Annotated in this window: 18 protein-coding genes; 4 read left to right on the forward strand and 14 right to left on the reverse strand. The window is 70.3% G+C overall.

The window, feature by feature from the left end:
• Positions 1 to 114: 114 nt before the first annotated feature.
• The 3 genes from OG386_RS13755 to OG386_RS13765 form a co-directional block, all read right to left on the reverse strand.
• Positions 115 to 759 (reverse strand): hypothetical protein, encoded by a 645-nt coding sequence (locus tag OG386_RS13755; protein WP_328788417.1) that lies wholly within the window; start codon positions 757 to 759, stop codon positions 115 to 117.
• 59 nt (positions 760 to 818) lie between these two features.
• Positions 819 to 1,529, reverse strand: a complete 711-nt coding sequence (locus OG386_RS13760; protein WP_327737801.1) for a ribonuclease HII — start codon at positions 1,527 to 1,529, stop codon at positions 819 to 821.
• Between the two features lie 115 nt (positions 1,530 to 1,644).
• Positions 1,645 to 2,247 carry a TetR/AcrR family transcriptional regulator gene (locus tag OG386_RS13765; RefSeq protein ID WP_328788418.1) on the reverse strand — a complete coding sequence of 201 codons (603 nt, stop codon included), beginning with the start codon at positions 2,245 to 2,247 and terminating at the stop codon, positions 1,645 to 1,647.
• Between the two features lie 141 nt (positions 2,248 to 2,388).
• Here OG386_RS13765 and OG386_RS13770 point away from each other — a divergent pair, with 141 nt between their 5' ends.
• Positions 2,389 to 3,942 (forward strand): MFS transporter, encoded by a 1,554-nt coding sequence (locus tag OG386_RS13770; protein WP_328788419.1) that lies wholly within the window; start codon positions 2,389 to 2,391, stop codon positions 3,940 to 3,942.
• Between the two features lie 150 nt (positions 3,943 to 4,092).
• Here OG386_RS13770 and OG386_RS13775 read toward each other — a convergent pair whose 3' ends face one another.
• The 5 genes from OG386_RS13775 to OG386_RS13795 form a co-directional block, all read right to left on the reverse strand.
• Complete coding sequence (locus OG386_RS13775; RefSeq protein ID WP_328788420.1) at positions 4,093 to 5,772, reverse strand: DUF4153 domain-containing protein; 1,680 nt, start codon at positions 5,770 to 5,772, stop codon at positions 4,093 to 4,095.
• Between the two features lie 281 nt (positions 5,773 to 6,053).
• Positions 6,054 to 6,971, reverse strand: coding sequence for an ADP-ribosylglycohydrolase family protein (locus tag OG386_RS13780; protein ID WP_328788421.1), 918 nt, complete (start codon positions 6,969 to 6,971; stop codon positions 6,054 to 6,056).
• A gap of 11 nt (positions 6,972 to 6,982) precedes the next feature.
• Positions 6,983 to 7,642 (reverse strand): histidine phosphatase family protein, encoded by a 660-nt coding sequence (locus OG386_RS13785; protein ID WP_328788422.1) that lies wholly within the window; start codon positions 7,640 to 7,642, stop codon positions 6,983 to 6,985.
• A gap of 74 nt (positions 7,643 to 7,716) precedes the next feature.
• A complete protein-coding gene (locus OG386_RS13790) occupies positions 7,717 to 8,322 on the reverse strand; it encodes a YdbC family protein (protein ID WP_030008846.1) in 606 nt (201 codons plus the stop codon).
• 32 nt (positions 8,323 to 8,354) lie between these two features.
• Positions 8,355 to 9,194 carry an arylamine N-acetyltransferase family protein gene (locus OG386_RS13795; RefSeq protein WP_328788423.1) on the reverse strand — a complete coding sequence of 280 codons (840 nt, stop codon included), beginning with the start codon at positions 9,192 to 9,194 and terminating at the stop codon, positions 8,355 to 8,357.
• Between the two features lie 94 nt (positions 9,195 to 9,288).
• Between OG386_RS13795 and OG386_RS13800 the strand changes: the two genes are divergently transcribed.
• Entirely contained in the window at positions 9,289 to 10,248 is a 960-nt protein-coding gene (locus OG386_RS13800; RefSeq protein ID WP_328788424.1) for a DUF1152 domain-containing protein, read from the forward strand.
• Between the two features lie 133 nt (positions 10,249 to 10,381).
• On the opposite strand, the gene OG386_RS13805 is transcribed toward OG386_RS13800, so the two are convergent.
• On the reverse strand, positions 10,382 to 11,044 hold the full coding sequence (locus OG386_RS13805; RefSeq protein WP_328788425.1) for a nitroreductase family protein: 663 nt from the start codon (positions 11,042 to 11,044) through the stop codon (positions 10,382 to 10,384).
• Between the two features lie 83 nt (positions 11,045 to 11,127).
• Between OG386_RS13805 and OG386_RS13810 the strand changes: the two genes are divergently transcribed.
• Positions 11,128 to 11,523 carry a winged helix-turn-helix transcriptional regulator gene (locus tag OG386_RS13810; RefSeq protein WP_328788426.1) on the forward strand — a complete coding sequence of 132 codons (396 nt, stop codon included), beginning with the start codon at positions 11,128 to 11,130 and terminating at the stop codon, positions 11,521 to 11,523.
• Between the two features lie 132 nt (positions 11,524 to 11,655).
• Here OG386_RS13810 and OG386_RS13815 read toward each other — a convergent pair whose 3' ends face one another.
• Both OG386_RS13815 and nrdR read right to left on the reverse strand, forming a co-directional pair.
• Complete coding sequence (locus OG386_RS13815; RefSeq protein WP_328788427.1) at positions 11,656 to 14,544, reverse strand: vitamin B12-dependent ribonucleotide reductase; 2,889 nt, start codon at positions 14,542 to 14,544, stop codon at positions 11,656 to 11,658.
• 144 nt (positions 14,545 to 14,688) lie between these two features.
• Positions 14,689 to 15,201: a transcriptional regulator NrdR gene (gene nrdR / locus OG386_RS13820; protein WP_030008840.1), complete on the reverse strand. Its 513-nt coding sequence runs from the start codon at positions 15,199 to 15,201 to the stop codon at positions 14,689 to 14,691.
• A 468-nt stretch (positions 15,202 to 15,669) separates the two neighbouring features.
• Here nrdR and lexA point away from each other — a divergent pair, with 468 nt between their 5' ends.
• A complete protein-coding gene (gene lexA / locus OG386_RS13825) occupies positions 15,670 to 16,464 on the forward strand; it encodes a transcriptional repressor LexA (protein ID WP_150259859.1) in 795 nt (264 codons plus the stop codon).
• An 81-nt stretch (positions 16,465 to 16,545) separates the two neighbouring features.
• Here lexA and OG386_RS13830 read toward each other — a convergent pair whose 3' ends face one another.
• From OG386_RS13830 to OG386_RS13840, 3 genes are all read right to left on the reverse strand, one after another.
• Positions 16,546 to 18,516 (reverse strand): ATP-dependent DNA helicase, encoded by a 1,971-nt coding sequence (locus tag OG386_RS13830; protein WP_328788428.1) that lies wholly within the window; start codon positions 18,514 to 18,516, stop codon positions 16,546 to 16,548.
• Between the two features lie 52 nt (positions 18,517 to 18,568).
• Positions 18,569 to 20,497 carry an IucA/IucC family protein gene (locus OG386_RS13835; protein ID WP_328788429.1) on the reverse strand — a complete coding sequence of 643 codons (1,929 nt, stop codon included), beginning with the start codon at positions 20,495 to 20,497 and terminating at the stop codon, positions 18,569 to 18,571.
• 99 nt (positions 20,498 to 20,596) lie between these two features.
• Positions 20,597 to 21,310 carry a GNAT family N-acetyltransferase gene (locus OG386_RS13840; protein ID WP_328788431.1) on the reverse strand — a complete coding sequence of 238 codons (714 nt, stop codon included), beginning with the start codon at positions 21,308 to 21,310 and terminating at the stop codon, positions 20,597 to 20,599.
• Positions 21,311 to 21,319: the final 9 nt, after the last annotated feature.

Raw genomic sequence — 21,319 nt, forward strand, 5'->3', positions numbered from 1 at the left:
GGAACGGGCGTACGGCGGATCAGGCCTCGGGCTCCGACTCGGGCCCCGGCGCGGGCTTCAGCGGGGCCGGCCCGTGGCCCGCCCCGCCCCTCGCCCGTGCCGGGGTACAGGGCGTCAGACGCCCGCACCCAGCACGGAGTTGATCTGCTGCGGGTCACCGCACACGATCAGCAGCGCACCCGCCCGGGTGAGCGCGACCGGCAGGGCGCCCGCGACGGTGTCGACCGCTCCGCCGTTGGCCGCGAAGACCACGACAGGACGGCCGGCGGCACGCTGGACCTGCGCCGCGTCCGCATAGAAGACGTCGTCCCCGGCGTCGTGCAGGGCCCAGTACGCGGCCTCGCCGAAGGACAGTTCGTGCGCGGCCCACGGGTGCGGGTCGCCACTGGTGAGCACCAGGATGTCGCCGGGCGCGCGCCCGGTGTCGAGCAGCAGGTCGACGGCCTCTTCGGCCGCGTCCAGCGCGCCCTCGGCGGAGGCCGGGATCAGCTGGATCTGCGGCACCGCCGCGGAGACGGACGGTGTGGTGGGGGCAGCGGCAGGGGCCGCGGGAACGGGTCCGGGGGTGGCCTGCGGCGCACGCTGCGCGGGCGGTGCGGGCCGGGCGGGACCGGGGCGGCCGGGCCGCGGTACGGCGGCGGGACGCGGACCAGGTACGGGGCGGGGGGTCTGCGCGGTGCGGCTCGCGGCCGGCGTGACGCGGGGACCCTGGGCACTCTCGTGAATCTGAGGCTCCTCGATGGCGGGGGTGAGAGGCATGAGTTGATATCTATCAAACACCGGTACGAAACGTACCGGTTGGTGGCACACACGTGCGATCAGAAATCGAAGCCGAGTTGGCCTCCGTTTTCCAGTTCCATCGACTCCTCGCTGCGACGCACCTTCTTGAGATGGCGCCACCGCGGCAGCGCGTCGAGGTACGACCACGAGAGCCGGTGGTAGGGGGTGGGCCCCAGCTCCTCCAGCGCCGCCCGGTGCACCGGCGAGGGGTACCCGGCGTTGGCGGCGAAGGCGAAGTCTTCGATTCCACCGCCCCGTTCCCCGAGTTCGGCCATCATGCGGTCGCGGCGGACCTTGGCGATGACCGAGGCCGCGGCGACGGCGATGCAGGACTGGTCGCCCTTGATCACCGTACGGACCCGCCAGGGCGGGCCGAGATAGTCGTGCTTACCGTCGAGTATCACCGCGTCGGGCCGCACCGGCAGCGCCTCCAGCGCGCGCTCCGCCGCCAGTCGGAGGGCGGCCGTCATCCCCAGTTCGTCGATCTCCTCGGGCGAGGAGTGCCCGAGTGCGTACGCGGTGACCCAGTCCTCCAGGACATCGAGCAGGGCGTCGCGCCGCTTGGGGGTGAGCAGTTTGGAGTCGGTGAGCCCGGCGGGCGGCCGGCGCAAGCCGGTGATCGCCGCACACACGGTGACGGGTCCGGCCCAGGCCCCTCGTCCGACTTCGTCGACCCCGGCGATGACCTTGGCGCCGGTGGTTGCACGGAGGGAGCGCTCGACGGTGTGGGTGGGTGCTTCGTACGGCATGGCGCCAGCAAGGTTACGCCGCCCCGAGCCCACTGCACACCCCCGCCCCGGTCCGACCCGCCCGAGATCGGACGCGAACCCCGCTCCGCGCGCCCCGCGCCGCCCCCGCCACGTCTCACGCCCTGAGCAACGGCACCATCACCTCGTCGATCAGCGCCGCGACGTCCGCATCCTCCCATTCGCTTCCGCACACCTTGGCGCGGTACATCAGCATCGCCGGAATGACATCCACGACAAACGGACCAGTCGCGTCCGGCCGCACGTCACCCCGCGCGATTCCGCGCTCCACAAGCTCCCTGATCAGCCGCTGGGCCGGCTCGTGCAGACCGGACCAGATGACTCCGTGAAACCGATCGGCATGCACGTGATCGCATTCGTGAAGCACCGACCGCAGAGCCTGCCCGGCGCGCGAGTGCATGACGTCCCGCGTGCTCACACACAGCAGATAGAGGTCCTCTCGGATCGAACCACAGTCGGGAATGTCACCGATCCGCGGTAGGCCGCGACGCAGCGCATCGGCCACCAGGTCCGCCTTCGACGGCCAGCGGCGGTAGAGCGCCGCCTTGCCGGTGTGCGCGCCGGACGCGACGCCCTCCATGGTGAGCGCGTTCCAGCCGACCGTACTCAGCTGCTCCAACGCGGCGTCGAGAATCGCCCGTTCGAGCTCTGGACCCCGCCTACGCCCCGGCGACGCCGCTGACCAGCGCGAACCCACCATCTCCCCACCTCCGACCGGCTTGCGCGTTCGACGCACACGTTTTCAGCCTTAGTGAACGCTTGCGTTCACTAAGGCGCGACTCCTACCGTGGACCCGCAGTGAACGAATGCGTTCACTATTTCACTTTGGGGGGGATCCTCAGTGACAAGCTCTCAACTCGCCACACCTCGGATACCGGGCGCGGCACGCCGGGAGGGGCGCCCCGGAGTGGCGCTCGCCGTCATCGCCGCGTGCCAGCTCATGGTCGTCCTCGACGCGACGATCGTGAACATCGCACTCCCGCACATCCAGAGCGCCCTCGACTTCACCACCACAGACCTCTCGTGGGTGCTCAGCGCCTACACCCTCACCTTCGGCGGCCTGCTGCTGCTCGGCGGCCGGGCGGGCGACATCCTGGGCCGGCGCCGCGTGTTCCTGACCGGAATCCTGCTCTTCACCTTGGCCTCCCTGCTCGGCGGCTTCGCCCAGGAGCCCTGGCAGCTGCTCGCGGCCCGTGCCCTGCAGGGGGTCGGCGGTGCGATCGCCTCGCCGACCTCGCTCGCCCTGATCACCACGACCTTCCCCGAAGGCCCCGAGCGGAACCGGGCGTTCGGAGTGTTCGCCGCCGTCTCCGCAGGCGGCGGCGCGATCGGCCTGCTCGCCGGCGGCATGCTGACCGAGTGGCTCGACTGGCGCTGGGTCCTCTTCGTCAACGTGCCGATCGGCGTGCTGATCGCGGTCCTCACCCCGCTCTACATCACCGAGTCCGAGCGCCACCCCGGCCGCTTCGACATCGCCGGAGCCCTCACCTCCACCGGCGGCATGGCCTCGCTCGTGTACGGGTTCATCAGCGCCGCGGAGAAGGGTTGGCGCGACGCGATCACCCTCGGCTCGTTCGCCGCGGCCCTGGTCCTGCTCGCGCTCTTCGTCGTCATCGAGTCGAAGGCCCGCGAGCCGATCATCCCGCTGCGCATGTTCGCCGACCGCAACCGCACCGGCACCTACGTGATCATGCTCGGTCTCGCCGCCGCGATGTTCGGCATGTTCTTCTTCATCGTCCAGTTCGTGCAGAACGTACTGGGCTTCTCCCCGATCCAGTCCGGACTCGGCTTCCTGCCCGTGACGGTCGCCATCATCACCGCCGCCGGCCTCTCGCAGCGCTTCCTGCCGCGCTTCGGCCCCAAGCCGTTCATGGTCCTCGGGTCCGCGCTCACCGGGACCGGGCTGGCCTGGCTGACCTTCATCCGGACCGACAGCTCCTACGTCTCCGGAGTGCTCGGGCCGATGCTGCTGTTCGGCTTCGGCATGGGCCTCAACTTCGTGACCCTCACCCTCACCGCCGTCTCCGGCGTGGCGCCGAAGGAGGCGGGTGCGGCCTCAGGACTGCTCAACGCCAGTCAGCAGGTCGGCGGCTCGCTCGGCCTGTCCATCCTGGTCACGGTCTTCGGTACGGCCAGTCGTGACGAGGCCGCAAAGCAGGTCCCGTCCTTCATGGCGCAGGCGGACCCCGAACAGATCGCGGCCTTCAAGGAGACCGGTTTCCTGCCCGACCCCTGGGGCGACCTGGTCCTCGCCCACGGCATCTCCACCGCGTTCTACGCCGCCGTCGCCATGGCGGGCCTGGCCCTGGCCACCGCCCTGCTGGTGATCAGGGTGCGCAAGAGCGACCTGGAGGCCCTGGCCGGCGCTGCCGCGAAGGCCGGTCCGGCCGCCTGAACGAGGTCTTCCGTACGGCGTCGGGGCCGGGCGCGGGAAGCGATCCCCACGCCCGGCCCCGTACGAGTCCTCCCCGGACTCCCCGGACTCCCCGAACTCCCGGGAACCTCCCGTGAACCTCCGCGGGCCGACCAGGTCGACAGGGACGGCCTAGTACTCGACGCGGCTGCCGAAGGAACCGAGGCGCGAGCAGACCTCGTACGAGGCGGTCACCGGACGCTCGCGCAGGATCTGCCGGGCCTGGTACTCGCCCAGGCTCATCGCGTACCAGGGCACGTCCCCGGCCTTGGCCATTTCGTCGTTGATCCCGTGCAGGGCGCAGGACCGCTGCGGCTCGGGCAGCCGGTCGAGGGCGGGAACGGCGTCCGCCGACAGGGACTGGAAGTAAAAAAGGTCGATCTTCGCGTCCGCCTCGAAGCGTGCCACGTTCCGCTCGGCGACCATCCCGTCCGGGGAGAGCAGTCCGAAGGCCAGGACGGCCGCGGCCGCACTGCCCGCGAACGCGCGCGCCAGCCAGCGTCCGCCGAACAGCCCGGCCGCCATGATCAGTACGATGACCAGCCCGAGCCACAGTTCCATCGCGGCCACCGACACGCGCAGCCTGGTCAGCCCGTACGCCTCCACGTACAGGTCCATCCGGCGCAACGCGGCGGCGACGACGACGAGCGTCAGCGCGCACAGCACCCCGAGGACGACGCGGACGAAGCGACGGTCGCCCGCTCCGGAGCGCGGGGCCCAGCGCAGGGCGAGCGCGATCACGGCGAGGGTGAGCAGGGTGGCCCAGAGCAGCTGCCAGAAGCCCTGACGGGCGTACTCGGCGTAGGTGAGCCCGGTGCTCCGCAGGACCTTGTCGTAGCCGCCGAACAGGACCGCCAACTGGACGGCGTTGAAGCCGGCGAAGAGCAGGTTGAGCACGATCAGCGGAAGGGCCCATTCGACGCGGGAGCGCGGCTTGCCCGGGGCCACCTTGATCCGGTCCCAGCGCAGCGGAGCCGCGGCAGTGCGGGCCGCGGCGAGCGCGAGGACGGCGCCGAGGAGGAAGAGCATGAACCGGACGGGCCCGTCCTCGACCGACACGTCGGGCAGCAGGTCGCCCAGCAGATCGGCGAAGGCCGCGTCGGCGGAGGCGAACAGCGCGCCGAAGAGCAGCAGCAGCACGACGGCCACGACGGTCGCCTTGACGACGGGCAGCCAGCGGTCCTTGCTGACCCCGCCGCGCGAGCGCAGCCCGGTCACCAGCCAGCCGATCCCGGACACGGCGGCGTCGAGGAACCCGAGCGGGCTGAGCAGGACGCCCGGCCAGGTGCGACTGCCGTGCAGGGCGAGCGCGCCCAGCAGGACGGCGGACAGGATCGCCAGCGTGGCCGGCCAGGCGGAGTCGCGCAGGGCCGGTACGGCGAGCAGGGCGAGACAGCCGATCACCCAGGCAACGGTCCAGGGCCGGGCGCTGCGGCGGGCCGCGCGGGCGGCGACGTACGCCGCGACGACGGCGGGCACCACCGCGAGCAGCAGGCCGGGGCCCATGCCGTCGCCGAGCAGCAGCGCGGTGGCGAGACCGGAGGCGAGGACGGCGACGAGGGTCGCGGTCCGGATGGGAGCGGCCTCGGCGGGGCGCACCAGCGTGACCCAGGAGGGCGTGGCCGAGCGTTGCTGCACCTGCCAGGGGTTCCCGGGCACTGCGCCGGCCTGCGCCCACGGCGGTGGGCCGGCGACGCCGGTGTGTCTGCCGCCGGCCGGAAGGGGCCTCTCGGGCGAATCCCCAGCCGTGGCTTCTGTGTTGACCGCATCGTCGGTCCGGGCCTCGTTCGCCCCGCCGGTGTTCTCTGACATCGGGTTCCCTCCCCTGTCGGCCGCCCCGGAGTTCAGGTTGGGGCGGCGATGCGGACAGGGTAGGCCGATGCGATGCAGTTTTGAACAGGATCAAAAGAGTGCTGTGGCAGGACCGTGACAATCGGAGGGGGATGTTCACCACACGCCGAACGCACCCAAGGAGCCGGACGCGTCCAAGGCGTTGGACGGATCGAAGGCACTGGACGGATCGAAGTCTCGGAACGCGCCCGAGGTGATGCACCGCGCCTACTCCCCGGCGCGGTCGGATCCGTCCACGGGCCTCAGCCCGCGGCGACCTCCGGGAGCCAGGCCGGCAGTGCCTCGGTACGCGCCAGCCACGCGGCCGGCAGCACGGCGTCCCCGCGCGCCCCCAGCACCCCGCCGACGATCGCGCAGGTCGTATCGACGTCCCCGCCCACCTGCGCGGTGGTCCAGAACGCCCCCTCGTAGTCGTCCAGCGCCCGCGCCGCCGACCACAGGGCGAACGGCACGGTGTCGTGGGCGCTCGTGCGCCGCCCGCAGCCCAGGACCGCCGCGACCGTGGTGGCGTCGCCGTAGTCGAGCATGTCCCGCGCGCGCCGCAGCCCCGCGCCCACCGCGCTGCGCGGCACCAGTGCGATCACCCCGTCCAACAGGTCGGAGGCCTTCGGCGGGCCGTCGGTGCCCGCGGCCAGTGCCGCAGCAGCTGCGACGGCCATCGCCCCGCACACGGCCTCACGGTGCTGGTGGGTGGTGTAGGCGGAGATCTCCGCCTGGTGGGTGGCCTGCTCCGGATCGTCGGCGTACCAGGCACCGAGCGGTGCGATGCGCATCGCGGCGCCGTTGCCCCACGAGCCCTGCCCGTTGAACAGTTCGGCGGCCAGCGTGCGCCAGTCCTGCCCCTCCCGCACCAGACGCAGCATCCGGTTCACCGCGGGCCCGTAACCACGGTCGAAGTCGTGGTGATGGGCGAAGGAACTCGCGAGCGCGTCCTGGTCGATCCGCCCGTGGTCGGCCAGCACGGCCACCACCGAGCAGGCCATCTCGGTGTCGTCGGTCCACTGCCACGCCTCGGCGCCGGTGGGCAGCTCGCGCCGCTTGAGCAGCGGATAGTTCACGGGGACGAAGTACTGGGAGCCCAGGGCGTCACCCAGCGCCAGCCCTCGGAGGCTGGCCATGGCGCGCGCGTAGCGCCGTTCGGGAGTGGAATCAGGCGTCATCGCGGGCCACTCTAGCCGTCCAGGTCATAAGGCTCGGGTGTGGTCCACCGCTCAAACGGGCGGTCCAACCGGTACCGGCGGTCCGGGCCGAGCAGGAGCGCCCGGAATTCGCCGTTGCCCGGATTGGAGAGGGCTTCGAATTCGGCCACGGACCAGTGGAACCAGCGCATGCAGAACAGCCGCATCGTCAACCCGTGCGTCACCAGCAGTACGTTCTCGGGATGGTCGGGTGCCTCGAAGCTGCGGTAGAGGCTTTCCAGGAAGGATCCGACCCTGTCGTACACGTCGGCCCCCGACTCGCCCTGCGCGAACCGGTAGAAGAAGTGTCCGTACGCGTCCCGGTACGCCTTCTGCAGCCGTACGTCGTTCTGGTCCTGCCAGTTCCCCCAGTCCTGCTCGCGCAGGCGCGGCTCCTCGCGCATCCGCACCCGCGTCGGGTCCAGCCGGAGCTCCCGGAAGGTCTGCAGCGTGCGGCGGTACGGAGAGACGTACGCGCTGATCGTCTCGGTGCCGAAGAGCTCGCGCAGCCGGACGCCTGCCGCCGCCGCCTGCTCGCGCCCGGTAGGGGTCAGCCGCAGGGCGTGGTCGGGTTCCCTCTCGTACACCGAGTCGTCGGCGTTCCCCTCCGATTCCCCGTGTCGGACAAGGACGATGCGCCGTGGTCGAACCATCCCACGACCCTATTCGGCCTCGGGGCGGCCCGCCGACCGGGCACGCCGGTCGACCCCCGGCGGTCATCGTACGGTCATACCGTCCAGGAGGGTTCGAGGTCGACGACATCGCCGGTGAGGGCCTCGACATCGGCCTGGATCTGGGCACGGAGGGAGAGCCTCTCGACCCGCTCCTGCCGGTACTTGCCGTGCTCGGCGGCGGCGTGCCACATCGAGAGGACCAGGAACTCCCGCCCCGGGGCCTCGCCGAAGAGGCCCCGGACCATGCCGGGCGAGCCCGCCATGGCCGGATTCCACACCTTCTCCTGCATGAGGGCGAAGTGGTCGACCCGGCCCTCCCGGACCCGCGTGTGCGCGACCCGCACGACGTCGGCATCGGTGAAGCGCGGCTCGAAGCCGGTCTTCACGTCGAAGCGATGGTCGAAGAGCGTGACCCGCAGATCGGTGTAGGTGCCGTTCTGGGAGGCGGCCAGCCGGTCGTGGGAGCGGGCCATGAAGGAGTCGTAGAAGGACCGGCTCTCCCAGAATGCGAAGACATGCGCGACCCCCTGCCGGCCCCGGCTCCAGCCGCCGCCCTGCCCCCGGAATCCCGGCTCACCCGGCAGCCCCGCCCATTTTCGCTGCCCGCGCTCGAACCCGCGTCGGTCCGTCACCGTGCAGCGAATCCACTTGACCAGCACGGCGCCATCGTACGGGCCAGGCGCGGCCCCGGTCAGTCCTCGGCGCGGTGGATCCGCACCAGTTCTGCCGCGTCCCGCTCGGGCAACCGAAGCCCGAACTCCTGGTCGAGCACTGCGAGCAGCTCGTCCGGGCCGACGATCTCCTCATCGGCGCGGCCGTCGGGGTGCAGCCGGGTGAGTTCCCGCCCGACGAGCGCCCGGCGGACGCCGTCTCCCGGGCGCTGGACGATCAACCGCCCGGCAAAGGAAGAGGAAGGGTGGCTGGAGCTGTAGTGGTTGAGTACGACGTAGTCGACGGGGTGGTAGTGCTGCGGGGAGAAGGCGTACAGGTCTCGCCAGGTGTCTCCGCGCAGCAGGCACAGCGCCAGGACGCCGTCCTGCTCCTCACGGACGCGGTACGTCCACTCACCCTGCTGCACGTCGGCGCCCGGCCGTCCCAGCGGCACCGGCTCCCGAGGCCCCTGGAACCCGAACCCGACGTCGCACAGCCACCGTTCACCCTCGACGGTGACGACGAGGACGGCGTGCGTCACCGCGAGGACGGAGTCCCCGCGGGTGCGGGTGCGGGCACCGCGCCCGGAGACCTCGAAGCCGATCCGCTCCAGGGCGGCGGCCAGCAGCGAGTTCTGCTCGTAGCAGTAGCCGCCGCGGCGGCTGTGCACGAGTTTGTCCTCGATCGACTTGAGGTCCAGCGCGACGGGGCGGCCGAGCAGGACGTCCAGGCTCTCGAAGGTGATGGCGGCGGTGTGGGCGCGGTGCACTGCGTACAACGTGCGGAGGTCCGGACGGAGTTCCCCGGACGACCCCCGGTCCGACTGATATCCGATCCGCTCCAGATACGCGTCCAGGTCCAGCTCGTCACCGCTCCACATCACTGACCATCTCCCCGTTGCCCCGCCTCGTCGGCCATCGCACTGCCGAGAATTCGCAGGCGCGTTGCCCTACGCACCCCGCACAATGATCACCATGACGGCCCTGCACTCCAACCCGTTTTTCGACCGCCTCGCCGACGCCGAAAACATCCTGGTCACCGGTGCGGGCGGCGGCTTCGACATCTACGCCGGCCTCCCCGTGGCCCTGTCCCTCATGCACCAGGGCAAACGGGTCCACCTCGCGAACCTCTCCTTCAGCACGCTCGCCGGGCTGCCCTCCGAGGCGTGGGTGGCCCCCGACCTGGCCGCCGTCACCCCCGACTCCGCGCCCCACCTGTCCTACTTCCCCGAACGGACCCTGGCCCAGTGGCTGGAGGCGCACGGATACCCGGCCGTCGTGTACGCCTTCCCCCAGACCGGGGTGCAGCCGCTGCGCGCCGCCTACCGCGAGCTGATCGACCTCCACCACATCGACGCGGTCGTCCTGGTCGACGGCGGCACGGACATCCTGATGCGGGGCGACGAAGCGGGCCTCGGCACGCCCGAGGAGGACCTCACCAGCGTCGCTGCACTGGCCGCGCTGGAGGACGTACCCCAGCGCCTCGTCATATCGGTGGGTTTCGGTGTGGACGCGTATCACGGGGTCAGTCACGGCTTGGTGCTGGAGAACATCGCGGCGCTGGAGCGCGCCGGCGCCTACCTCGGCGCGTTCTCCCTACCGCGTGCCACCAGGGAGGGCGCTCTCTTCCTGGACGCGGTGGCCCACGCCCAGGAGCAGACCCCGGACCGGCCCAGCATCGTGAACGGCTCGATCGCCGCGGCCGTCCGGGGTTCTTTCGGCGACGTGCAGTTCACCAGCCGCACGCGGGGCAGCGAGCTCTTCGTGAACCCGCTGATGTCGCTGTGCTTCGCCTTCGACCTGCCGGGGCTCGCCGCGCGCTGCCTCTACCTGGACCGCATCGAGGACACCCACCTGATGCGCCAGGTCCACTCCCGGATCGCCGAGTTCCGCGAGGACCTGGTCACCCGTCCGTCCCGCCGCATCCCCCACTGACCCGATGCCGGGTTCGACGGCGGCCCGCGCGGCGGCGGTGAAACGCGCGGTGGGGTGTCCGCGTCACCGCGAACACCCCACTTGAACGGCTCGCCCACGCCCAACAGGGCGTCATGGCAGGGGTGCAGGGCAGCTATTCCCGGCGTGCGACATCCCCCGCTCCGCCGGCTCCGTACGATTCGCGGAAGACGGTGCGCTCCCGGGCACGCCGACCTGGATGGCGCTGTTCCTGCGCCGGATGGCCGACCGACACCAACAGGGCGATGGCCAGGTCGTCACGGCCATCGATCCCGATCACCTTCTTCACCTTCGCCTCGTCCCAACCGTTCATGGGCGAAGTCGCCAGGCCCATCTCCGTCGCGGCAAGCATCACGAACGATGCCGCGATCATGGCGTCCTTGACCGCGTACTCCCGCAGCAAACCCCGCTGGTCGAGATCTTCCTGGAACACCCGTGACGCGGCGGAGAACATCGCGACGAACTCGTCGTTCCACGCTCCGCTGCGCCGCGCCTGCTCGTAGACGTCGCTGCGGTCATCACGCCACGATTGGGGCTCGGCGACGAAGACCAGTACGACCGGGGCTTCTTGCGGCTGGGGCTGGCCCCCCGTGGCCCATGCCAGCCCCGCACGGCCCTCGTCCGTGGATACCACGACGATGGACCGGTCCTGCAGGTTCCAGCTGGTGGGAGCCTCAACGGCAAGACCGAGAAGCGCGTCGAGCGTGGCCTCCGGAATCGGGACGGGCAGGTAGTGGCGGACGGTGCGGCGGGTGCGGATCGCTTCTGCGACGGACATCGCGGGACTCGTCATGCCACTCACTATTGGAGAGTCACTCTCCATCAGGAAGAGGGCACTATTTAGTGCGTTACTCTCCCCGCATGAAGACCACTGTGGAATCGTCCGGGCTGCCGGCCGACGTCTACTCCGCGAAGTGCCCGACCCGCCAGGTCCTCGATCACATCTCCGGCAAGTGGACCATTCTCGTCGTGGACGCCCTCCTCGAAGGCACCCTGAGGTACACCGAATTGAGTCGGCGCATCGAGGGCGTGTCACAGAAGATGCTCACCCAGACCCTGCGCGGCCTCGAAGCCGACGGGTTCGTCGCCCGCACCGTGTTTCCCACCGTCCCGCCCCGGGTCGAATACGACCTGACGGAGCTCGGCCGCAGCCTCGCGGGGCCGATCACCGCGCTCCGTCAGTGGACGGAGACCCACATCAACGAGATCGAGCAGGCCCGGGCCCGGGCCACGGCGGAGGCTGGGAAAGCCCCCTGAGCAGGAGCACCAAAGAGTAGGTCCACAACGCCGAGAGGGTGCCGACCCGTGGTCGGCACCCTCTCTCACGTGCAGATCAGCACCCTCAGCAGCAGATGCTCAAGGTTGTAACGGGTGCGATCCCGCCCGGTTTCAGCTGCAGCCGCTCGTCGAGCCGCAGCCCTCGCAGATGTAGCAGGAGCCGGCGCGCTGCATCTTCGTACCGCAGGAGAAGCAGAGCGGCGCGTCGGCGGAGACGCCGAGCTGCATCTCGACCAGTTCGGCGCTGCTGTGCGCCGTCTTCGGGGCCGGAACCGAGACGGCCGCGACCGGCTTCGGGGCGGACGGGACCGCGGCCAGCGGGGTCGCCTGCATCAGGGACTCGGTGTCCAGCTCGTCCTCGAGCGGCTCGTAGGAGCCGGTGTCCAGGTGACGCTGGCGCTCCTCGGCGGTGTGGATGCCGAGGGCCGAGCGGGTCTCGAAGGGCAGGAAGTCCAGCGCCAGACGACGGAAGATGTAGTCGACGATCGACTGCGCCATCCGCACGTCCGGGTCGTCCGTCATGCCGGCCGGCTCGAAGCGCATGTTGGTGAACTTCGAGACGTAGGTCTCCAGCGGAACGCCGTACTGCAGACCGACCGAGACGGCGATCGAGAAGGCGTCCATCATGCCCGCGAGGGTCGAGCCCTGCTTGGACATCTTCAGGAAGACCTCGCCCAGACCGTCGTCCGGGTAGGAGTTCGCCGTCATGTAACCCTCGGCGCCACCGACCGTGAAGGAGGTGGTGATGCCCGGGCGGCCCTTGGGAAGGCGCTTGCGGACGGGGCGGTACTCGATGACCTTCTCGACGGTGGCGCGGATGGTCTCCTCCGTCTTGGCGGTGACCTCCTCCTTCTCCTGCTCCTTCTTCTTGGCGGAGAGGGGCTGGCCGACCTTGCAGTTGTCGCGGTAGATCGCGAGCGCCTTGACGCCCATCTTCCACGCCTCGAAGTAGATCTCCTCGATCTCCTCGACGGTCGCCGTCTCCGGCATGTTGACCGTCTTCGAGATCGCGCCGGAGATCCAGGGCTGGATCGCGGCCATCATGCGGACGTGACCCATCGCGGAGATGGAGCGCTCGCCCATGGCGCAGTCGAACACCGAGTAGTGCTCGGCCTTCAGGCCCGGGGCGTCGACGACCACGCCGTGCTCGGCGATGTGGGAGACGATCGCCTCGACCTGCTCCTCCTGGTAGCCCAGGCGGCGCAGGGCCTGCGGGACGGTGCCGTTGACGATCTGCATCGAGCCGCCGCCGACGAGCTTCTTGAACTTGACCAGGGCCAGGTCCGGCTCGACACCGGTGGTGTCGCAGGACATCGCGAGACCGATGGTGCCGGTCGGCGCGAGGACGGAGGCCTGGGAGTTGCGGAAGCCGTTCTTCTCGCCGAGGCGCAGGACGTCCTGCCAGGCCTCGGTGGCCGCGGCCCAGATGCTGTTGTCCAGGTCCTCGGTGCGCGGCGCGACGGCGTTGGCGTCGGCGTGCTGCTTCATGACGCGCTTGTGGGACTCGGCGTTGCGGGCGTAGCCGTCGTAGGGGCCGACGATGGCGGCCAGCTCGGCGGAACGCTTGTACGCGGTGCCGGTCATCAGCGAGGTGATCGACGCGGCGAGGGTACGGCCGCCGTCGGAGTCGTACGCGTGGCCGGTGGCCATCAGCAGGGCGCCGAGGTTGGCGTAGCCGATGCCCAGCTGACGGAAGGCGCGGGTGTTGTCGCCGATCTTCTGCGTCGGGAAGTCCGCGAAGCAGATGGAGATGTCCATCGCGGTGATGACGAGCTCGACGACCTTGGCGAAGCGCTCGGCGTCGAAGGACTGGTTGCCCTTGCCGTCGTCGTTCAGGAACTTCATCAGGTTGAGCGAGGCGAGGTTGCAGGACGTGTTGTCCAGGTGCATGTACTCGCTGCACGGGTTCGACGCGGTGATGCGGCCGGACTCGGGGCAGGTGTGCCAGTTGTTGATCACGCCGTCGTACTGGATGCCCGGGTCGGCACAGGCCCACGCGGCCTCGGCGAGCTTGCGGAAGAGCGCCTTGGCGTCGACCTTCTCGATGACCTCACCGGTCATGCGGGCACGCAGGCCGAACTCGGTGCCGTTCTCGACGGCCGTCATGAACTCGTCGTTCACGCGGACGGAGTTGTTGGCGTTCTGGTACTGGACGGACGTGATGTCGTCGCCGCCCAGGTCCATGTCGAAGCCCGCGTCGCGCAGGGCGCGGATCTTCTCCTCCTCCTTCACCTTGGTCTCGATGAAGGCCTCGACGTCCGGGTGGTCCACGTCCAGGACGACCATCTTGGCCGCGCGGCGGGTGGCGCCGCCCGACTTGATCGTTCCGGCGGACGCGTCGGCGCCGCGCATGAAGGAGACCGGGCCGGAGGCGTTGCCGCCGGAGGAGAGGAGCTCCTTGGAGGAGCGGATGCGGGAGAGGTTCAGGCCGGCACCGGAGCCGCCCTTGAAGATCATGCCCTCTTCCTTGTACCAGTCGAGGATCGACTCCATGGAGTCGTCGACGGCCAGGATGAAGCAAGCGGAGACCTGCTGCGGCTGGGGCGTACCGACGTTGAACCACACCGGGGAGTTGAAGCTGAAGATCTGGTGCAGGAGGGCGTAGGTCAGCTCGTGCTCGAAGATCTCCGCGTCGGCGGGAGACGAGAAGTAGTCGAAGTCCTCGCCGGCCTTCGTGTACGTCTTCACGATCCGGTCGATCAGCTGCTTCAGACCGGTCTCTCGCTGCGGAGTGCCGACCGCGCCGCGGAAGTACTTGCTGGTGACGATGTTGACCGCGTTCACCGACCAGAAGTCGGGGAACTCGACACCGCGCTGCTCGAAGTTGACCGAGCCGTCGCGCCAGTTGGTCATGACGACGTCACGGCGCTCCCAGCTCACCTCGTCGTAAGGGTGCACGCCCGGGGTGGTGTGGATGCGCTCGATACGCAGGCCGCCCTTGGCAGCCTTGGTCCCCTTGGCGCGGGAACCACGTGCCGAGCTGCTCGCCGTCTCTGTCATGCCGCTTCCTCCCATATGCGGGCAAAAACGCCCTAAAGTGCCATCGATATTCCGCGGCACAGTGCTGTGTCTTGTATCTACGTCTCTTCGCCTGGCCGACCGGCCGCGTCACGACGCGTGAGCGCCGCGGCACGGATGGCCCGATCAGTCGGCGGCGGAGGCGGGCACGGGGACCTGGGCGGTCCCACCGAGCTCGCACTCTTCAGGATGAGACCGCGACACGCGGAGTTCCGCGATGGCGGTCTCGAAGTCTTCAAGGGTGTCGAAAGCTTTGTAAACGGAAGCGAAGCGCAGGTACGCGACCAGGTCGAGTTCCTGCAACGGGCCGAGTATCGCCAGACCCACGTCGTGGGTGGTCAGCTCGGCACTCCCGGTGGCGCGCAGCGCCTCCTCGACCCGCTGGCCGAGCTTGGCGAGGGCGTCCTCGGTGACCGGCCGCCCCTGGCACGCCTTGCGCACGCCGGAGATGACCTTGGTCCGACTGAAGGGTTCGGTCACCCCGCTGCGCTTGATCACCATCAGCGAGGCCGTCTCCACCGTCGTGAATCGACGGGAGCAGTCGGGGCACTGACGGCGCCTGCGGATCGACGTGCCGTCGTCCGTGGTGCGGCTGTCGACGACGCGACTGTCGGGGTGCCTGCAGAAGGGGCAGTGCATGGTTCCCTCACCCTCCCATTTGGCACGACCGAATCACCCCACGGAGCCCCTGAACGACGGAGTCGGACTCCGTCGGGGGCTCGTGAAGCAGCCACCAGCATATGCGATGCCGGGGCCCTCGGAAGACCCGAGGACCACAACCTCTGGGTGGCCGCGCTCATCCAACCACTAGATCTTGGGTTGTGGCGGATTTACACGGCTCTGCGTGTCGCGGCGTCCGATGGGCGGACGCACGACCCTCCGATGCCACACTGGGGGCAGCCCGAAAGGCGGCGATCCGACCGGGAACGGTACCGTAGGCGGCGAATGCCGGTCCGAACCCGCGTTCGGCGAACCGATCGTCCATACACCCCTTGATATGCCCACGCAGGACGATCTGCGATTTTTCACTCGAACGTGTGTTTGGCGCAACCTTTCGAAAGCTACTACCGTTGTCCAGCTAGGGAGAACATTTCGAGAGGGGCCGACGTGACCACCACCGCAGACAGTGCCGCCATTACCGCCCAGAACCGCTCCCAGAGCCGACTCGAGCCGGTGCATGCCATGAACGACGCAAACCTGAACCCGGATGCGGAGCCCGCAGTACGCCCCGCACGCTCGCTGCCAGGTCGACCTCCAGGCATCCGCGCCGACAGCTCCGGGCTCACGGACCGGCAGCGGAGGGTCATCGAGGTCATTCGCGACTCCGTGCAGCGGCGGGGTTACCCGCCGTCGATGCGGGAGATCGGCCAGGCGGTCGGCCTGTCCAGCACCTCGTCGGTCGCACACCAGCTGATGGCCCTGGAGCGCAAGGGCTTCCTGCGCCGTGACCCGCACCGCCCCCGGGCCTACGAGGTGCGCGGCTCCGACCAGCCCAGCTCGCAGCCCACGGACACCACCGGCAAGCCCGCCGCCTCCTACGTTCCCCTGGTCGGCCGGATCGCGGCCGGCGGCCCGATCCTCGCCGAGGAGTCGGTCGAGGACGTCTTCCCGCTCCCCCGCCAGCTGGTCGGCGACGGCGAGCTCTTCGTCCTCAAGGTCGTCGGCGACTCGATGATCGAGGCCGCCATCTGTGACGGCGACTGGGTCACGGTCCGTCGCCAGCCGGTCGCGGAGAACGGTGACATCGTCGCCGCGATGCTCGACGGCGAGGCCACGGTCAAGCGCTTCAAGCGCGAGGACGGCCACGTCTGGCTCCTCCCGCACAACGCCGCCTACCAGCCGATTCCCGGCGACGAGGCGACGATCCTCGGCAAGGTCGTCGCGGTACTGCGTCGGGTCTGACCCCGCCGCCCCCATTCAGCCCCCGGGACCCACTGCGCCGGTTCCGGGGGTTGTTCTGTTCTCTGCGGCCGACCGCGAGAACTACTTGCCGTCAGCATGAGCGGCAGCGTCGATCGCGGCGAGCGAGCGGCGTACCTGGTTGCGGTCCGTGGTGTACCAGAAGTCCGGCAGCGTCGCGCGCAGGAAGCTCCCGTACCGGGCCGTCGCCAACCGGGGGTCCAGGACCGCGACGACGCCCCGGTCACCCGAGGCCCGTACGAGACGGCCCGCACCCTGCGCCATCAGCAGCGCGGCATGCGTGGCCGCCACGGCCATGAAGCCGTTGCCGCCGTGCTCCTCGACCGACTTCTGGCGGGCGCTCATCAGCGGGTCGTCGGGGCGCGGGAAGGGGATCCGGTCCATGACCACGAGCTGGCAGCTGGGCCCGGGCACGTCCACGCCCTGCCAGAGCGAGAGCGTCCCGAACAGGCAGGTCTTCGGGTCGGCGGCGAAGGACTTGATCAGCTCGCCGAGGGTCTCCTCGCCCTGGAGCAGGATCGGGTTGTCGAGCCGGCCGCGCAGCTCTTCGGCGGCCGCCTTGGCGCCGCGCATGGAGGAGAAGAGACCGAGGGTGCGGCCACCGGCCGCCTCGATCAGCTCGGCGAGCTCGTCCATCATGTCGCCACGCGTTCCCTCGCGGCCCGGCGTGGCCAGGTGCTTGGCGACGTAGAGGATGCCCTGCTTGGGGTAGTCGAAGGGCGAGCCGACGTCGAGGCCGCGCCAGACGGGTACGTCGTCGCCCTCGACCCCCTCGGGGGACAGGCCCAGGGAGGCCGCGACCCCGTTGAAGTCACCGCCCAGCTTGAGGGTGGCGGAGGTCAGGACCACGGAGCGGTCCTCGAACAGCTTCTCGCGCAACAGGCCGGACACCGACAGGGGGGCGACGCGGAGGGTGGCGCCGAAGCGGTCGTGGCGCTCGTACCAGACCACGTCGTACTCGGAGCCGTTGGTGATCCGCTCCGCCACCCCGTGGATGCTCTCCACCGCGGCCAGTGCCTGCTTGCGCACCGCATCCTCGTCGTGGACGGACTTGTCCCGGGTCGCGCCGATCGCCGAGATCACGTTGCGCGAGGCGTCCCGCAGGGACATCAGCGCGTAGCCGAGGTCCTCGGGGATCTGCTCCAGCCGCCCCGGGAGCGCCAGCTCCATGACCCGCTCGAAGGTTTCGGAGGCGGTCTGCAGGGCGTCCGCGGTCTTCTCGTCGACCAGCTTGGCGGCACGCTTCACGGCCCGGTTGACCTGGCCCGGGGTGAGCTCGCCGGTGGCGACCCCGGTCACCCGGGAGACCAGCTCGTGGGCCTCGTCCACGATCAGCAACTCGTGCTGCGGCAGCACGGGGGCGCCCTCGATGGCGTCGATGGCGAGCAGGGCGTGGTTGGTGACGACCACGTCCGCGAGCTTGGCCCGCTCACGCGCAGCCTCCGCGAAGCACTCGGCGCCGTACGCGCACTTCGTCGCGCCCAGGCACTCGCGGGAGGAGACGGAGATCTGAGACCAGGCCTTGTCCGAAACACCCGGGGTCAGGTCGTCGCGGTCGCCGGTCTCCGTCTCGTCCGCCCAGTCGCGCATGCGCAGCAGGTCCTGGCCGAGCTTGCTGGTGGGCGCGGCCGCCTCGAACTGGTCGAAGAGTCCGTCCTCCTCGTCCTGCGGAGCGCCCTCGTGCAGGCGGTGCAGGCACAGGTAGTTGGACCGGCCCTTGAGCATGGCGAACTGAGGGCGGCGGCGCAGCTGCGGATGCAGCGCCTCCACCGTCCGGGGCAGATCGCGCTCGACGAGCTGCCGCTGGAGGGCGAGGGTCGCCGTGGCGACGACCACGCGCTCACCGTGCGCGAGGGCCGGCACCAAATAGCCGAGGGACTTACCGGTGCCGGTACCGGCCTGGATCAGCCGGTGGGAGTTGTCGTCGATCGCTTCGGCAACGGCTTCGGCCATGGCCACCTGGCCGGGGCGCTCCGTGCCGCCGACGGCGGAGACGGCAGCGTGCAGCAGGTCGGGGAGGGAGGGCTTCGTCATAGCACTGCCAACCCTACGGGGCCGCACTGACAGCGAGCGCATCGGCGAGCAATCATGGCCGGTACAGGGGGTTCGGTACGGTGCCGTGCTGCACGGCGTGCGGACGGTCGGGCCGATCGCGGTAGCCGTCTTCGTAGAGCCGGTTCCGGTTCAGGCAGAGCCGCCCGATGCGCTCGCCGAGCAGGTCGAAGAGCTCGTAGCGGTCCTTGAGCTCGGGGAAGCGGGCCTGGTGGCGCAGGATCTCCGCCCGTACGAGGGACCAGAACGTGCTCTCCGGGACGCCGAGCCCGTCCTCGCACAGGGCCGAGAGGTAGCGGAAGACGCCGACGAACAGCCCGGAGTGGATGAACTGGGGCAGGAAGTCGGCGGGCTCGGTGAGCAGGACCGCTCGGACCTCGTCGGGCAGGGACGCGAGCTCGGGCAGCGGTTCGTCGGTGATGTTGACGTCGTCCACGAAGTCCTTGACCGCGAGCCGGACCGGGACGTCGTGCTCGTCGAAGATCACGATGGTGTTCTCGCCGTGCGGGGAGAAGACGGTGCCGTAGCGGTAGAGGAAGTGGAGCAGCGGGGGCAGGAGGGCGGCGAAGAGGCGCTGGAGCCAGACCGTGGGGGTCAGACCGGACCGGGCCACGAGCTCGGCGGTGAAGGACCGGCCGCGCGGGTCGGTGTGGAGGAGGGCGGCGAGCGTGCGGGCGCGCTCGCCGGGTGCCAGCAGACCGGTGAGGGGCTCGCGCCAGATCGCGCCGAGGAGCTCCTTGTACTGGTACGGGACCTCGGGGAGCGCGTCGTAGACGGGATGGCGGACGGTGACGGAGGCGACCTCGCCGAGCAGGACGACCCGGCACTCGTCGCTGAGGAAGGGGTCGCCGTCGCGGAGGGAGTGGATCCAGGCGGTAACGGCCGGGGCCGCGAGCGCGAGGTCGCAGGGCAGTCCGCGCCAGACCATGGTGTTGAAGACGGAGAGCGGGAGTTTGACGCTGTGCCGGTCGGGCCGGCTGAGGTTGAGGAAGGTGCGGACGGACTGTTGCGGGAGACGCAGGTCGGGATCGGCGGGGAGCGGTACCAGGGCGCCGGAGGCGAGCGCCGGGGCGAAGAGGGGGAGGACGACCTCGTCCCACTGCCAGGGGTGGACCGGGAGGTAGAGGTAGTGGAGCGGATCGAGGCCGCGGTCGCGCAGGGACCGGTCGAAGGCGGCCCGGGTGACCGGGTCGAGCTCGGCGGTGTAGAGGTGGGCGGGGTCCTCCAGGCCGGCGGTCCCGCGGTAGGCGGCGAGCGAGGTGTGGGCGGCGAGCCAGGGCAGCCGCTGGCGGGTGCGCGCCTCGGGGGCCCATGCGGCGGTGTCGGAGGCGGAGAGTCCGATGCGGCCCTTGTTGGGGACGAGCCAGGGGTGGCCGGTCTGATGGCCTTCGAGGGCGGCGTAGTCGAGGTCGGCGAGGACGTCGGCGGTGAGTGCGGTGTGGTCGAGCCGGGCGTCGGCGGTGAGGGTGGCGCTGAGCTCGCGGACGAGGTGACCGAGGGTGGGTCCGTCGAGGCCGAGGAGGGTGCGGGCCCGGATGAGGAAGGCGTACGGGTCTCCGAAGGCGGTCGGGCTCCCGAGGCCGGCCGGCGCGGCAGGTGAGGGCGGCGAGGGCGGTGCCGGTGCCGGTGCCGGTGCCGGTGCCGGTGGGGTCAGGGTGATCGTGTCCGGGGTGACGTGCCAGCTGCCGTACGAGCCTCGGCGGGCGCGGAAGCCGAGGCTGCTGCCGTCGTCGAGGGTCAGGGTCCAGGCGTCCCCGGCGGCCGCCGGTGCGGGGGCGGGGGCGGGGGCGGGGGCGGGACGGATGATCTCCTCGTAGGCGAACTCGCCGAGCATCTTGGCGAGCAGCCGGCGAGCGGCGAAGTCCCAGGTCCCGCGGTTGAGTTCGGGCGGCGTGCAGGGGTGCTGGGGCGACGGCGGCACGGCTGGTTCGGCCGCGTGGGGGGCTGCGGGGATGTTCGGCACGTGACTCCTCGTAGGTCGGGAACTTTGCTTGGCTACGCAGAGTTATCGAAGGGAGAGGTGCGGAGCTGCCGACGACGGTCGGGGTTTGCGGGGCGGCACTCAGAGGAGATTGCGCAGTACCCGCTCCCGGATCATCAGGGCGGCCCGCTTCTCGGGAAGGTCGATTTCCGCGGAGCAGCGGAAACCGGAGTTCAGGAAGGCTGATACGGAGGGGGTGTTGCGGATGTCCGGTTCCGCGAGGACGCGTGTGCAGCGGGGACGGTTGCCGAGGACCAGGTCGGCGACGGCACGCAGCAGAGCTGTTCCCAGTCCGCGGCCGCGGTTCGTGCCGTCTCCGATGAGCAGGTGGATACCCATGTCGTGGGGGCGCGCCGGGTAGTGCCCGGAGAGCGGGTCGAGGTCGGCCCGGTAGATCTCCCAGTAACTCATCGGCGTGCCGTCGAGGAGGCCGAGGCAAGGGATGCTGTGGCCGTCGCCGTCGAGCTGGACCCGCAGGTGGGCGGCGGTGACCGCGGCGGGGCCCGCAAGCTCCCAGTAGGCGGCCACCTCGGGATCGTTCATCCAGCCGGTGAGTAGCTCCAGGTCACGGCCGGGTCGCACGGGTTCGAGGCGGAATGCTCCGGCGGGTGTGGTGACGCTGCCCCAGATGGCGGGGGAATCGAGCAGGTCGGCCTCGGCGAGCAAGGGCAACAGCTCCGCGTTGAGGCGTTGTGCGCGCCTTCCGCCGGCGACTTCGACGACGCCGGTGGCGGTGCGTGGGTCGTGGGCGGAGCGCGCGGCTGGAGCTGGGGCTGAAGTGTCGGTGGAGGGCATCGGGGGCTC

It is taken from the genome of Streptomyces sp. NBC_00273, assembly GCF_036178145.1.
Taxonomy (GTDB): domain Bacteria; phylum Actinomycetota; class Actinomycetes; order Streptomycetales; family Streptomycetaceae; genus Streptomyces.